Source organism: Ruegeria sp. AD6, assembly GCF_056542325.1.
In genome coordinates, this window is the sequence record NZ_JBQFZQ010000001.1 from 809,545 (window position 1) to 822,617 (window position 13,073).

Below are 13,073 nucleotides of genomic sequence, written 5' to 3' on the forward strand. Positions count from 1 at the left end.
ACATATGGGGCAGGGTATGACCTGCCCCAATTCCGTTTGAATTGAGGAGAGCCAAGAGATGGCAATCACAGCAGCAATGGTTAAAGAACTGCGCGACGCAACCGGCGCAGGCATGATGGACGCAAAAAAAGCGCTGACCGAAACCGGCGGCAACATGGACGAAGCCGTTGACTGGCTGCGCACCAAAGGTCTGGCCAAAGCGGCCAAGAAATCGGGCCGTACCGCAGCAGAAGGTCTGGTTGCTGTTCACGTCAACGGTGGCAACGGTGTTGCAGTCGAAGTGAACTCGGAAACCGACTTCGTTGCGAAAAACGCCGAGTTCCAGGAAATGGTTGGCAAGATCGCTTACGCAGCCGAAGGCGTCGACAATGTCGAAGCGCTGCTGGCCGCTGATCTGGGTGGAAAATCCGTTGCCGACACCCTGACCGACAAGATCGCCACCATCGGCGAAAACATGTCGGTACGCCGTATGGCCAAGCTGTCGGGCGACACTGTTGTGTCCTACGTCCACAACGCAGCCACCAACGGCATGGGTAAAATCGGCGTTCTGGTCGCTCTGACCGGTGGCGACGAAGCGATCGGCAAGCAGGTTGCGATGCACATCGCTGCTGTGAACCCGGCAGCTCTGTCCGAGGCCGACATGGACCCGGCAGTTGTCGAGAAAGAAAAGCAGGTTCAGATGGACATCGCCCGCGAATCCGGCAAGCCGGAGCAGGTGATCGAGAAGATGATCGAAGGCCGCATGAAGAAATTCGTCGCGGAATCGACTCTGCTGAACCAGTCGTTCGTTGTGAACCCTGACCTGACCGTTGAAGCAGCGGCCAAAGAAGCGGGCGCAACCATCACCGGCTTCATCCGTCTGGAAGTTGGCGAAGGCATCGTGGTCGAAAAAGAAGACTTCGCAGCCGAAGTCGCCAAGGCGGCCCAAGGCTAAGCGACCATTCAGGGCCTCGTCAGAGGCCCGACACAACAAAAAAAACCGGTTACGCCCAGCGTAACCGGTTTTCTTTTTTTGGCCAACGTCAGGCCGACGCAAACCAAGAGGAAGAAGGATGGAGGGCCCCGCATGATGGGGATGGTCGAGGCCCCCCAAATTTCCGACCTCGTGACGCGGACAAATAGGCGCCTCAGTGTCAGAGTGACCAGAGAGCTCTGAAATTGCAAAGGTCTGATCGATGTGTTCCCTGGCTAAAGCCACCACTCACGGAACAATATCAATCTGCAACTTTATCGCGTAAACCGGAAGTCATGATTTCCTTACCTAAGGTAAATTGACGCAGTTTAGCGTCAGAAATCAACAACATCAGGCCTCCATGATGAACATTTGGTTGTGTAGCGAGGCCTTGAGGACCGCTTGCGCGGTGGTTTCAACCGAAAGCGACTCGCGCGCGAGCCTCAGGTGCTTTTCCACGGTGGCCGAGGTCAGCCCCATCAGCAGCGCAATGTCCTGAGTCGTCTTGCCATCCCCAACCCATTGCAGCGCCTCGCGCTGTCGTTTGGTCAGCGCCCGGTTCGGGGGATTGTAGGGCAGGGTCAGGATCTTGAGATGCGCCATGTTGTTCATCAACAGGATGTCTTCGCCATGCTCTGCCCAGATCTCGTCAACTTCATCCTGACTTGGCCCACCTTTTGCGGACAGTGAAATCGCACCCTTCGACCGCATTGAGACGGAATTGAAGCTAACCGTGTAGCCCGTCACAACGCCCATCGACTTGTTGAACTCAAAGACCTTGCGTTCCTGCGCCGTCATACGACCGCTGGACATCATGTCCTGGATCATCCGCCAACTGGCAGCGCCTTCGTTATCCAGCGCCCATTTGAGCATAGGGGCATGGAAGTACAGTCCGCCCTTCAAAAAACCATCCACGTAGTTATGGCAGTGATTGGTCAGGATCACGAAATCCTCGGGGTCGCCCAGTGAGGTTTCGGTGCGGAACTGCGTATAGCCATAAATCAGCCGGTCAAAGCCATATTCGGCCATCTGCCGGCAATGCGCGTCCCACAACTCTTCCAGGGTTTTGGCGTAGCTTACGAAATGCAGGTATTCTTTCAGAGTCATCCGGCACCTCTTGACCCCAAATGGGCGGCCAGCGCGTCAAGCGCCAGAACATAGCTCTGCGCCCCGAACCCGCAAATCTGCCCCAGTGCTACCTTTGCGATATAAGACGTATGGCGAAAGGTTTCGCGGGCGTGGATGTTGGACAGATGAACTTCGACCATCGGAAGTTCGACAGAGGCAATCGCATCCATCAGCGCGATAGAGGTATGCGTATACGCACCCGCGTTAAGAACCAGACCGTCCTGCGCGCCCCGCGCCGCATGAATCGCGTCGATCAACGCGCCTTCGTGGTTGGATTGGAAATGCGTGACGTTCAGACCGATGGACGCACCGTGTTCGACACACAAATCCTCGACCATCTGCAAGGTGGTGCTGCCGTAAACCTCGGGCTGGCGCGTGCCCAGCAAATTGAGGTTCGGACCATTCAAAACCAGAACGTTATTCATGTCTTTACTATCCCCATTACAGGTTCATAGACATGAATAGGCCAGATTGTCTACCGCGCTGTGTCGCATTGCAGCATAAGCGCCCCGGGCTGTGATCTTGTGCCGCTTGTTCAGCGCGAATTTCAGTCTGAACCGGGTGTGACGACCAGCTTTCCCAGAACCGAACGCCCGGCCAGCAGATCCAGCGCCTGTCCGGCTTTGGCCAGCGGGAATCGGGCGCTGATGCGCGGTTTGATGTGTCCCGCAGCATAAAGGCCAAACAGCTCGGCAACATTTTCCGCGTGCCCCTTTGGGTCACGGAATACGGACGCGCCCCAGAATACGCCAACGACCTGACACCCTTTGAGCAAGGGAAGGTTCAGCGGGATGTTCGGTATCCCTGCCGGGAAGCCGACAACCAGAAAGCGCCCGTTCCACGCCATACTGCGCAGGGCGGGCTCGGCAAAGGGTCCTCCGACCGCGTCATAGACGACATCCACACCATTTGGCCCGGCCAATGCTTTGATCTGGCCCGAGAAGTCCTTTTGCGCCTGTTTGTCCATGTCTTTCGGGTACACGATGGTTTCATCCGCGCCGACCTGACGACAGAACTCGGCCTTGTCCTGCGAAGACACCGCCGCAATCACCCGCGCGCCCATGGCCTTACCCAACTCAATCGCGGCCGAACCGACGCCTCCGGCCGCGCCCAGAACCAAGAGGGTTTCGCCGGATTGCAGATGCGCGCGGTCTTTCAGGGCGTGGTACGAGGTGCCGTAGGTGAAAATGAAACAGGCGGCGTCCTCATACGGCATCTCGTCCGGAATCTTGATCGCCGTCGCAGCCTTGAGTGTCAGGTGCGTCGCAAATCCGCCGTGACCAGTCAGCGCCAGCACCCGATCACCCGGTTCAAATCCGGTGACGCCTTCACCGATGGCCAGAACCTCTCCGGCAATTTCTCCGCCGGGGGCAAAGGGGCGCGGGGGTTTCATCTGATAAAGATCGCGGATGATCAGCGTGTCGGGGAAGTTCACGCCAGCCGCTTTCACTTCGATCAACAGATCGCCTTTGCCGGGGGTTGGATCGGGCAGGGTGGTCAGTTCCAAAGTCTCGGGCCCGCCGGGCGCGACGCTGAGTAATGCTTGCATGTTGACCCTGATGTCTCTGTTATTCTGTCACAGGAAGCTTTGGTGCAGGATCATGTGTTGTCAACGGGCCATCCCCTTGGTTCCCGCAACGGCACCTGCCCACAGATGTCAGTGAGGAGCAGACCATGACCCCCGAGACCCTATTTTCGCTGCAAGGCAAAACCGCGCTGGTGACAGGTGGTGCAACCGGCATCGGGCGCATGGCGGCCGAAGCTTTGGTCAGGGCCGGGGCCCATGTCCTGATCGCCTCGCGCAAAGGCGATGCCTGCGCAGCAGTTGCCGAGGAGCTGAACGCGCTGGATTCACCGGGCAGCGCGGTTGGATTTGCCGGGGATCTGGGAAGCCAGGAAGGGATTGACGCGCTGGTTGCGGACATTAATGCGCGCACTGAACGCCTTGATATTCTTATGAATAACTCCGGCGTAAGCTGGGGCGCGCCAATGGGGCAGTTCCCGTATGACGCTTGGGACAAGGTCATGTCCGTCAACGTCGCTGGCATATTCGACCTGACCCAGAAACTGTTGCCCTTGCTTATGAAGTCCGGCACCGCCGAAGATCCTGCGCGGGTCGTCAATGTCGGCTCGGTCATGGGTGAGGTTCCGATGGGCGATGGGGCCTATAGCTATTCGGCGTCAAAGGCGGCCGTGCTGCACCTGACCAAAATCTTAGCGAAAGAGTTGTCGCCTTACCATGTCACCGTGAACGCCCTGGCCCCGGGGCCGTTTGTGTCGCGCATGACAGCTTTTGCCACAGCGGACGAAGATACCCGCGCAAAGGTCGGCAAATCCGTCCCTCTGGGCCGCGTGGGCCGGGACGAGGATATTGCGGGCTGTATGCTGTTTCTGTGCGGACGCGGTGGCAGTTACGTGACCGGTGCGGTTATCCCGGTGTCAGGTGGCATTAACGTTGTGACTGCCGGTAATATCTTTGAAGCTGCGTTCTAAGTGCGAGGGCCAGTTATGAGCACCGAAACCGATCTGGACCTGGATGTTGTCGACGCCTACCTGTCCCAACATCTGGCGGGGTATGAAGGCCCGCTGGACGCCACGAAATTCGCCATAGGCCAGTCGAACCCGACCTTCCGGTTGCGTACCCCAAAACAGTCGTACGTTTTGCGCCGCAAACCCCCGGGTGTGCTGCTGAAATCCGCCCATGCGGTGGATCGAGAGTTCCGGGTGCAACGCGCCCTTGCAGACAGCCGCGTTCCGGTGCCCCGGATGCTGTTACTGTGCGAGGATGATTCGGTGATCGGATCGGCATTCTACGTAATGGAACATCTGGAAGGCCGGGTTTTTCTTGAGCCGCAGATGGAGGGCGAAAGCAACGAAACCCGCCGCGCGGTCATCGACGAAATGAACCGGGTTCTGGCAGAGTTGCATATGGTAGACATCGACGCCGCTGGTCTGTCTGACTACGGCCCGACGGGGAACTATTTCGAACGCCAGATCTCACGCTGGACCAAGCAATACCGCGCATCCGAAACCGCGACCATTGCGGACATGGACAGGTTGATCGGCGCGCTGGAGACGTCGCTTCCGCAAGATGATGGGCAGCGGACGCTGGTGCATGGTGATTATCGCATCGACAATTTGATGTTCGCCGCAGACGGCACCGACTGCATCGGTGTTCTGGATTGGGAATTGTCGACCATCGGCCACCCCTATGCAGATCTGGCAGCCGTGATCATGCAGTGGCAAATGCCTCCGGGAAAAGAGGGGCGCGGGCTGGCCGGAATCGACCGGGACGCTCTGGGCCTGCCTAGTGATCGGGCCTTTATCGCACAATATTGCGAACGGCGCGGACTGCCGGGGATCGACAATTTCGGCTTCTATCTGGCCTTCAACTTCTTTCGGATGGCGGGGATTTTGCAGGGCGTCTACAAACGCGCTCTGGATGGCAACGCGTCCGATCCAAAGCGCGCCCAGGCGTTCGGAGCCTATGTTCCCATCTTCGCGCAACACGGGCTGGCCGCGCTGGAACGACGTTAGGTATGGTCGTCAAGCATCTAATTTTTCAGAGAAAGTTCAAGATCGAGATTGGCAAGGCTGTTCTTGCCAAAAAACATCTCGGACCCAACGAACATACTGGGAACACCAAAGGCGCCCCGCCTGACGATGTCCTTGGTCTGCTCTTTCAGCAATTGCTTGGTCTCGGGCGCGGCGATGGCCTCGCGGATTTTGCGGACGGGCAGTTCGGCCTCGCGCAGGATCTCTGATAGTACATTCAGCTCATCGACCTTTTGACCATGCACCCAAATCGCATCAAATACTGCGTCTATATATTTGTTTTCCCATGGCTTTCCGGATGCAAAATACGCGCCGCGCATGGCGAATTTGGTGTTCACCGGAAAATGCGGGCTCATGTGAAAGCTTACGCCGCGACGGCGGGCAAAGCGATGCAGGTCATGGGTCAGATAGGATGATTTCTGACGGTTCTCTGAAAAAGCCTCGAACGGGCTTTGGTTATGCGTGGATTTGAAGATAACCGGCAACATCACCGGGACCGGCACGACCGTGGCCTTGTGCCCCTTGGCGATTTTCGGCAGCATTTTATACGCGAGAAACGCATTCGGGCTGCAAAAATCGTAAACGAAATCTATGGTTTGCGCCATGTCGGTACTCCAAAAGAAGGTGTCGGCAGATCTTTAGAACAGGCACGCAACGAATCTGCGACGGGGGCAGCCTTTCATAGAAAGTAATCGCTTATGGCCTGCACATTGCAAGGGACAAACTTTGCCGTGCTGGCATAGGGTGAAATCAGGCAGCATTCAGACAGGTTCATCATGACATCCTTCGACCCAAACCGCCTGAACCGCATCCGCACCTGGATGGATCGGTATGTCACGCAGCGAAAATACGCGGGCAGCGCGTTTTTGCTGACACATCAAGGTACCGAGGTGTTCTTTCACGCCTGCGGCCAGCGCAGTGTTGAAAAGGATCTGCCGTTTCAGCGGGACACGCTGACCCGGATTTACTCGATGACCAAACCGATCACGTCGGTCGGGCTGATGATGTTGGCCGAGAAGGGGCTGTTCCACCTGGATGCGCCTCTGTCCGATTTTCTACCGGAATTCAGGGGGATGCAGGCGCTTGTTTCCGGTGCCGAACGGCTGGATCAAACCGAGGATGCGCCGACGCCAACGCTTCATCAGTTGCTGACGCATACAAGCGGGTTCAGCTATCCGTTCAATCCAGGCCTTTTGCCCGAAGCGATGGATGAACAGGATCTGTTATTCAAGCCTAACCAAGGGGTTTTGGCAGATCGTATCCGTGATCTGGCCGCGTTTTCGCTGGCGTTTCAGCCCGGTACGCGGTGGGAATACTCGGTCAGCACGGATGTGTTGGGCCGCGTGATCGAAATCGTGTCCGGCCTGCCGCTGGATCAGTATTTCGCGCAAGAGATATTCGCACCACTTCAGATGACCGAAACCGGCTTTTCGGTGCCTCAAGGGGCAGGGGACCGGTTTGCCTCGCTCTACTCGCCCTTGTCCGGCGATGCCATGGCGCTGAACTCTGCCGAGCGGGGCACGGAAACTCTGCGCCTTGTGGATGAGGCCGGATCATCGCCCTTTGAACGCACGACCACATTTTCCGGCGGTGGCGGGTTGATCGGCACCATCGACGATTATGCGCGGTTTGTCGAAATGCTGCGCAATCGGGGGGCTTTTAACGGTCACCGTCTGCTGGGGCCGAAGACCGTAGACTTCATGCTTTGCAACCACTTACCGGGCGATATTGCCTCGATGGGTCCCAGCAGTTTTGCCGAACAACCGATGGAGGGGATGGGTTTTGGTCTGGGCGGATCGGTCGTCCTGAATCCGGGCAGGGTGCGTGTGCCGGGATCGGTCGGGGATTTCAGCTGGGGCGGCATGGCCTCGACCTATTTCTGGCTCGACCTGCAAAACGATCTTACAGCCGTGTTTTTTACGCAATTGTCGCCATCCAGTTCCTACCCGTCCCGGGCCGAGTTAAAGGCGCTGGTTCTGGCCGCCATGATTGAATGATCTGATACCGGCTGATACCCAAAGCACGATCACTTCCGGAGACAGGACCATGACCGAAGCCGAACGTATTCTTCTTGACCTTCTGGATATTGAACGGCTTGAGGTTGATCTGTTCCGGGGCACCGGGTCTGGCGGCGAAACCCCGACCCGCATCTTTGGCGGGCAGGTGATCGCCCAGGCCCTGGCCGCAGCCTATCGAACGGTTGAGGATCGGCTTTGCCACTCTTTGCACGCCTATTTCATTCGTCCCGGCGATCCGTCGATCCCTGTTATTTATCAAGTGGATAGAGCGCGGGATGGAGGCTCTTTTACAACTCGTCGGGTTGTTGCGGTTCAGCATGGGCGGCAAATTTTGAACATGTCGGCTTCGTTTCATGTTCAGGATGAAGGATGGGAACATCAGCATGCGATGCCCGCTCTGAACGGGCCAGAAACCTATCCGTCCCGAGCCGAGCTTCGGGGCAAATACCTGGACCGCGTTCCCGAGAGGCTTCGCAAGGAACTGATGCGCGAACGTCCTATCGAGGTGCGAGAGGTTGGGCATCTGGACCCATTCAATCCGGCGGTGGCAGATGACCGCAACCAGATCTGGTTCCGCATGGGGGCCGCCGCAACCGCTGATGCCCGAACACAGCACCTGTTGCTGGCATATGCCTCGGATATGGGTCTGCTGAGTTCGGGAATGCGCCCGCATGGGCTAAGCTGGTTCACCGGACAGGTGAACGGCGCAAGCCTTGATCATACAATGTGGTTTCATGCGCCGGTGCGTTTCGAGAACTGGCATCTTTACGCGATGGATTCACCGTGGTCAGGGCAGGGACGTTCGTTCAATCGCGGCTCGATCTATTCGCAGGACGGCGTTCTGGTCGCCTCGGTCGCGCAGGAAGGTTTGATGCGCAAGCCACAGTCGAGGGTTTAGTTATCTTCCACAAACTGTTGATTTAACTTCCGCATTCCGATCAGCCAACGATCATAGTCGGCGGATTTGAGGCGGATGTAATCCAGAACCTGAGGGTGTGGCAGAACAAGAAACTGTTCGGCGCGAATGGCCTCGACACAGGCGTTTGCGACGTCTTCGGGTTCCAGCATTCCGTCTATGGCGGCGACCGAAGCCTCGTGCCCGCGCGTCATCTCGGACCGCACGGCCTGAGGGCACAGGACCGATACGCCCAGGCCTTTATGGCCATAGGTCAAGGACAACCATTCGGCAAATCCGACGGCTGCGTGTTTCGTGACCCCATACGGCGCTGCGCCCGGTTGGTTCAAAAGTCCGGCTGCTGAGGCCGTGATCAGCACATAGCCTTTGCCACGTTCGATCATGCGCGGCACCAGATGACGCGCCATCCAGACATGAGACATAACGTTGATGGTCCAGATCCTGTTCCAGTCGTCATCCGGAACATCCGGGCCGCCAAGCGTCAGGATGCCAGCATTTGCACAGAACAGATCTATCGGCGCGATCTCGCTTTCAACATGATCGATCAAAGCTTTGATCTGCGCTTCGCTGGACACATCACAGGGATAGGCATGGCCGCCGATACCAGCGGCAACGGCTTGTGCGGCTGCAAGATCAATGTCCGAACACACGACCGTTGCACCGTCCTGCGCAAACCGCTGAGCCAGACCTTTGCCAATGCCGCCAGCGGCGCCGGTTACAACAACTGTTTTTCCATTTAGATCCATGGGGCGTTTCCGATGTGGTTCAGTTATGTGCGCTAAGCGTAAGGTTTTGCAGTGTTTTCAAATTAAATTATTTTACATAATACTGATTATACGCTTACCAGAACACTGCTCTCACTGCCGCCAAACGCGCGGTTGGCGGCAGATTTGGGATTGGGCGCAAGGCTTAATAAAACGCCTGCAACCCCGTCTGAGCACGCCCCAGTATCAGCGCATGGACATCATGCGTGCCTTCGTAAGTATTCACGGTCTCCAGATTGACCATGTGGCGGATTACGTGGAACTCCAGCGAAATGCCGTTGCCGCCGTGCATGTCACGGGCCATGCGTGCAATGTCCAGCGCCTTGCCGCAGTTGTTGCGTTTCACAATCGACACCATCTCGGGCGCGGCCTCGGCCTGGTCCAACAAACGACCGACACGCAAGCTGGCCTGCAGGCCCAAGGCGATCTCGGTCTGCATATCCGCCAGTTTGCGCTGGAACAATTGCGTCTGAGCAAGCGGCTTGTCGAACTGCTTACGGTCCAGCCCATATTGACGCGCCGCGTGCCAACAGTGTTCCGCAGCCCCCATGACGCCCCAGCTGATGCCATAGCGGGCGCGGTTCAGACAGCCGAACGGACCTTTGAGGCCCTGAACATGCGGCAGCAACGCACCCTCGCCCACTTCAACGCCGTCCAAAACGATTTCACCGGTGATCGACGCGCGCAGGCTTAGTTTGTTTTGAATCTTCGGCGCGCTCAGACCTTTCAACCCTTTGTCCAGAACAAACCCGCGAATTTTGCCGTCATGCGCATCGGACTTGGCCCAGACCACGAATACATCCGCAATCGGAGCGTTGGAGATCCACATTTTGCTGCCGGTCAACCGGTAGCCACCGTCGATTTTCTCGGCCCGCGTTTTCATGCCTGCGGGATCCGAGCCTGCATCAGCTTCGGTCAGGCCAAAACAACCGATCCATTCGCCAGAAGCCAGTTTCGGCAGGTATTTTTGACGCTGTTCTTCGCTGCCGTAGGCATAGATCGGATACATGACCAGCGAGCTTTGCACCGACATCATCGAGCGATATCCGGAATCCACACGCTCAATCTCGCGCGCTACAAGGCCGTAGGACACGTAGTTGCCGCCCAAACCGCCGTATTCCTCCGGGATCGTGGTGCCCAGCAGGCCCATCTCACCCATCTCACAGAAAATCTCAGGATCGGTTTCTTCGTTCTGGTAAGCAGCGGTCACGCGCGGCAGCAGCTTTTCCTGAGCATAGGCCCGGGCGCTGTCGGTGATCATCCGTTCGTCTTCTTGCAGTTGGTCAGACAGGCGAAACGGGTCTTCCCACGAAAATTTACCCAGATCCGGCGCATCTTTTGCACGCAAGGTCGGTTTCGTTTGAGGCGCGTTCATTGTGCTTCTCCGCTTGATCAGATTTGCTGCACCCTAACGTGGGTCTGCCGCAAAAAACAGCAAGAGTTTGGCACGTGTCCACAAGCAATTGTCATGGGCAGGAAACCGGTGTCCGAGGTCCCTGCCCTTGATGTGTTATCCCAAAGCGTAACCGGCGCCGCGCACAGTGCGCACAGGGTCTTCACCGCCATGTTGGGTCAATGCCTTGCGCAGCCGACCGATATGAACATCGACGGTCCGCGTATCGACATAGATGTCGCGGCCCCAGACCCGATCCAGCAGTTGCTCGCGGCTCCAGACGCGTCCCGGTTTTTCCATGAAGGTACTCAGCAGCCTGAACTCGGTCGGGCCCAGTTTCAGCGGCTTGCTGTCGCGGCTGACCTTATGCGTCTCGGAATCAAGAACAATGTCGTCGAACTCCAACAGGATGCCCACGGTCGCCGGACGCACGCGCCGCAATTGGGTGCGCACGCGGGCCATCAGTTCGACAACCGAATAAGGTTTGACAACATAGTCGTCTGCGCCCGTTTCAAGGCCGCGCACCTTGTCGACCTCTTCCGAGCGCGCCGACAGCATGATGATCGGGATCGAGCGGGTATCAGGCCGGGTTTTCAACCGCCGACAAACCTCGATCCCGCTGAGATTGGGCATCATCCAGTCCAGAACGATGATGTCGGGGCTGTCTTCATCCACCAGAAGCAATGCTTCGTCACCGCTGGCGGCTTTGGAAACCCGAAACCCTTCGGCCTCGAGGTTATATGCCAGCACTTCACGCTGGGCGAGTTCATCCTCGACAACCAGGACAGTTGGCTGATCTGCGGACATCTTCTGCGTCTCCTAGACGGTTTGCGACGTGGTGTCGGCCTTGGGCCGCGCTTCGGCCGGGCGTTCACCCGTGACCAGATAGACCACCTGCTCGGCAATCGAGGTAACGTGATCGCCCATCCGTTCAATATTCTTGGCGATGAAATGCAAGTGCATACAGGCCGAGATGTTGCGCGGGTCCTCAGCCATATAGGTCAGGAACTCGCGGAACAGGCCGTTATACATCTGATCAACATCTTCATCGCGGTTGATGACGTCGGTCGCCAGTTCGGCATCGCGCTGGATATAGGCGTCCAGGGCGTCGCGCAGCATCCGTTCGACTTCGCGCGCCATGCGGCGCAGGGCGGCGGCGCTGCCATTGACCTCGCCGGCATCGACCAAAACCGTCGTACGTTTGGCGATGTTCTTGGCATAGTCACCGATCCGTTCGAGGTTACCGGATACTTTCAGCACTGAAAGAACCAGACGCAGATCGCTGGCTGTCGGCGCGCGCAGTGCGATCAGGCGGGCGGTTTCCTCGTCGATCACCTCTTCCAGCGCGTCGATGGCCTTGTCGCCCTGCCGCACTTCCTGCGCCAGTTCCACGTCGCGGGATTCAAGCGAGCGGGCGGCGCTCATGATGGCGGCTTCGACCAAGCCGCCCATCTTCATGATATGCGCCTGGATGGCCTCAAGGTCACGATCGAAAGCAGATGCAATATGTTGTTCGCTCATATCGGTCATATCTGAATACCTGTGCTCAGCCGATGCGGCCTGTGATGTAGCTTTCCGTGCGCGGATCTACGGGGTTGGTGAAGATCTGACCGGTTTCTCCGAACTCGACCAGATTGCCCAGATGGAAGAACGCGGTTTTCTGGCTGACGCGCGCGGCCTGCTGCATCGAGTGGGTGACGATCACCACCGAATACTGCGCGCGCAGCTCGTCGATCAGTTCCTCGACTTGCGCGGTCGCAATGGGGTCCAGCGCCGAGCATGGTTCGTCCATCAGCAGAACTTCCGGTTCAGTCGCTACGGCGCGAGCAATGCACAGACGCTGCTGCTGACCACCCGACAGGCCGGTGCCCGGGGCATCGAGGCGGTCTTTGACCTCATCCCAGATCGCACCGCGACGCAGGGATTTCTCAACGATCTCATCCAGTTCCGCCTTGTTCTTGGCCAAACCATGGATGCGCGGGCCGTAGGCTACGTTATCATAGATCGACTTGGGGAACGGGTTCGGTTTCTGGAACACCATGCCGACCTTGGCGCGCAATTGCACCGGATCGACGCGCTTGTCATAGATGTCTTCGCCGTCCAGTTTGAAACTACCCTTAACGCGCGCCACGTCGATTGTGTCGTTCATCCGGTTCAGGCAGCGCAGAAAGGTGGACTTACCGCAGCCCGACGGGCCGATGAACGCGGTGACGGTTTTGTCTTCGATATCGACATTCACATCTTTGATGGCGTGGGTGTCGCCGTAGTAGACTTGGCAGTCCCGGCACTCCAGCTTGATTTCATTGGTGTCCACTTGTCTCTCCACTCGCGACATGTCGTTCATAGT

The 13,073-nt window shown here is 57.6% G+C and carries 14 protein-coding genes; 5 read left to right on the forward strand and 9 right to left on the reverse strand.

The features are described from left to right. Positions 1-58: 58 nt before the first annotated feature. Positions 59-934 carry a translation elongation factor Ts gene (gene tsf / locus ACR0KJ_RS03900; protein ID WP_170450697.1) on the forward strand — a complete coding sequence of 292 codons (876 nt, stop codon included), beginning with the start codon at positions 59-61 and terminating at the stop codon, positions 932-934. Positions 935-1,303: 369 nt separating this feature from the next. Here the strand turns inward: tsf and ACR0KJ_RS03905 are convergent, their stop codons facing one another. The 3 genes from ACR0KJ_RS03905 to ACR0KJ_RS03915 form a co-directional block, all read right to left on the reverse strand. Next, positions 1,304-2,059, reverse strand: a complete 756-nt coding sequence (locus ACR0KJ_RS03905; RefSeq protein WP_170518593.1) for a LuxR family transcriptional regulator — start codon at positions 2,057-2,059, stop codon at positions 1,304-1,306. Then, positions 2,056-2,505, reverse strand: coding sequence for a type II 3-dehydroquinate dehydratase (gene aroQ / locus ACR0KJ_RS03910; protein ID WP_170450693.1), 450 nt, complete (start codon positions 2,503-2,505; stop codon positions 2,056-2,058). Before aroQ ends, ACR0KJ_RS03905 begins: the two co-directional genes overlap by 4 nt. A gap of 122 nt (positions 2,506-2,627) precedes the next feature. Then, positions 2,628-3,629, reverse strand: a complete 1,002-nt coding sequence (locus ACR0KJ_RS03915) for an NADPH:quinone oxidoreductase family protein (RefSeq protein WP_480626009.1) — start codon at positions 3,627-3,629, stop codon at positions 2,628-2,630. A 125-nt stretch (positions 3,630-3,754) separates the two neighbouring features. Between ACR0KJ_RS03915 and ACR0KJ_RS03920 the strand changes: the two genes are divergently transcribed. Both ACR0KJ_RS03920 and ACR0KJ_RS03925 read left to right on the forward strand, forming a co-directional pair. Then, entirely contained in the window at positions 3,755-4,573 is an 819-nt protein-coding gene (locus tag ACR0KJ_RS03920) for an SDR family oxidoreductase (RefSeq protein ID WP_480626010.1), read from the forward strand. Positions 4,574-4,588: 15 nt separating this feature from the next. Then, positions 4,589-5,617: a phosphotransferase family protein gene (locus ACR0KJ_RS03925; RefSeq protein ID WP_480626011.1), complete on the forward strand. Its 1,029-nt coding sequence runs from the start codon at positions 4,589-4,591 to the stop codon at positions 5,615-5,617. A gap of 17 nt (positions 5,618-5,634) precedes the next feature. Here ACR0KJ_RS03925 and ACR0KJ_RS03930 read toward each other — a convergent pair whose 3' ends face one another. Further along, the gene (locus tag ACR0KJ_RS03930; RefSeq protein WP_170450686.1) at positions 5,635-6,240 is read right to left on the reverse strand and encodes a 2-hydroxychromene-2-carboxylate isomerase; all 606 of its coding nucleotides are present in this window, start codon (positions 6,238-6,240) and stop codon (positions 5,635-5,637) included. A gap of 171 nt (positions 6,241-6,411) precedes the next feature. On the opposite strand from ACR0KJ_RS03930, the gene ACR0KJ_RS03935 reads away from it, so the two are divergent. After that, positions 6,412-7,632: a serine hydrolase domain-containing protein gene (locus ACR0KJ_RS03935; RefSeq protein ID WP_480626012.1), complete on the forward strand. Its 1,221-nt coding sequence runs from the start codon at positions 6,412-6,414 to the stop codon at positions 7,630-7,632. A gap of 49 nt (positions 7,633-7,681) precedes the next feature. Beyond that, a complete protein-coding gene (locus tag ACR0KJ_RS03940; protein ID WP_170450682.1) occupies positions 7,682-8,551 on the forward strand; it encodes an acyl-CoA thioesterase in 870 nt (289 codons plus the stop codon). On the opposite strand, the gene ACR0KJ_RS03945 is transcribed toward ACR0KJ_RS03940, so the two are convergent. The 5 genes from ACR0KJ_RS03945 to pstB form a co-directional block, all read right to left on the reverse strand. Further along, complete coding sequence (locus ACR0KJ_RS03945; protein WP_170450680.1) at positions 8,548-9,315, reverse strand: SDR family oxidoreductase; 768 nt, start codon at positions 9,313-9,315, stop codon at positions 8,548-8,550. The genes ACR0KJ_RS03940 and ACR0KJ_RS03945 overlap by 4 nt on opposite strands. Before the next feature lie 163 nt (positions 9,316-9,478). Then, positions 9,479-10,708 (reverse strand): acyl-CoA dehydrogenase, encoded by a 1,230-nt coding sequence (locus ACR0KJ_RS03950; protein ID WP_170450678.1) that lies wholly within the window; start codon positions 10,706-10,708, stop codon positions 9,479-9,481. A gap of 135 nt (positions 10,709-10,843) precedes the next feature. After that, entirely contained in the window at positions 10,844-11,533 is a 690-nt protein-coding gene (gene phoB, locus ACR0KJ_RS03955; RefSeq protein WP_170450676.1) for a phosphate regulon transcriptional regulator PhoB, read from the reverse strand. A gap of 12 nt (positions 11,534-11,545) precedes the next feature. Next, positions 11,546-12,247 (reverse strand): phosphate signaling complex protein PhoU, encoded by a 702-nt coding sequence (gene phoU / locus ACR0KJ_RS03960; RefSeq protein WP_170450675.1) that lies wholly within the window; start codon positions 12,245-12,247, stop codon positions 11,546-11,548. A gap of 25 nt (positions 12,248-12,272) precedes the next feature. After that, positions 12,273-13,061: a phosphate ABC transporter ATP-binding protein PstB gene (gene pstB, locus ACR0KJ_RS03965; protein ID WP_480582213.1), complete on the reverse strand. Its 789-nt coding sequence runs from the start codon at positions 13,059-13,061 to the stop codon at positions 12,273-12,275. Positions 13,062-13,073 lie beyond the last annotated feature (12 nt).

Bases quoted from the DNA above. Each gene is read 5' to 3' on its own strand.
- ACR0KJ_RS03930 (WP_170450686.1), bottom strand. From the start codon at position 6,240: ATGGCGCAAACCATAGATTTCGTTTACGATTTTTGCAGCCCGAATGCG.
- ACR0KJ_RS03945 (WP_170450680.1), bottom strand. From the start codon at position 9,315: ATGGATCTAAATGGAAAAACAGTTGTTGTAACCGGCGCCGCTGGCGGC.
- ACR0KJ_RS03920 (WP_480626010.1), top strand. From the start codon at position 3,755: ATGACCCCCGAGACCCTATTTTCGCTGCAAGGCAAAACCGCGCTGGTG.
- ACR0KJ_RS03905 (WP_170518593.1), bottom strand. From the start codon at position 2,059: ATGACTCTGAAAGAATACCTGCATTTCGTAAGCTACGCCAAAACCCTG.
- ACR0KJ_RS03925 (WP_480626011.1), top strand. From the start codon at position 4,589: ATGAGCACCGAAACCGATCTGGACCTGGATGTTGTCGACGCCTACCTG.
- ACR0KJ_RS03950 (WP_170450678.1), bottom strand. From the start codon at position 10,708: ATGAACGCGCCTCAAACGAAACCGACCTTGCGTGCAAAAGATGCGCCG.
- ACR0KJ_RS03935 (WP_480626012.1), top strand. From the start codon at position 6,412: ATGACATCCTTCGACCCAAACCGCCTGAACCGCATCCGCACCTGGATG.
- phoU (WP_170450675.1), bottom strand. From the start codon at position 12,247: ATGAGCGAACAACATATTGCATCTGCTTTCGATCGTGACCTTGAGGCC.
- phoB (WP_170450676.1), bottom strand. From the start codon at position 11,533: ATGTCCGCAGATCAGCCAACTGTCCTGGTTGTCGAGGATGAACTCGCC.
- ACR0KJ_RS03940 (WP_170450682.1), top strand. From the start codon at position 7,682: ATGACCGAAGCCGAACGTATTCTTCTTGACCTTCTGGATATTGAACGG.
- pstB (WP_480582213.1), bottom strand. From the start codon at position 13,061: ATGTCGCGAGTGGAGAGACAAGTGGACACCAATGAAATCAAGCTGGAG.
- ACR0KJ_RS03915 (WP_480626009.1), bottom strand. From the start codon at position 3,629: ATGCAAGCATTACTCAGCGTCGCGCCCGGCGGGCCCGAGACTTTGGAA.
- aroQ (WP_170450693.1), bottom strand. From the start codon at position 2,505: ATGAATAACGTTCTGGTTTTGAATGGTCCGAACCTCAATTTGCTGGGC.
- tsf (WP_170450697.1), top strand. From the start codon at position 59: ATGGCAATCACAGCAGCAATGGTTAAAGAACTGCGCGACGCAACCGGC.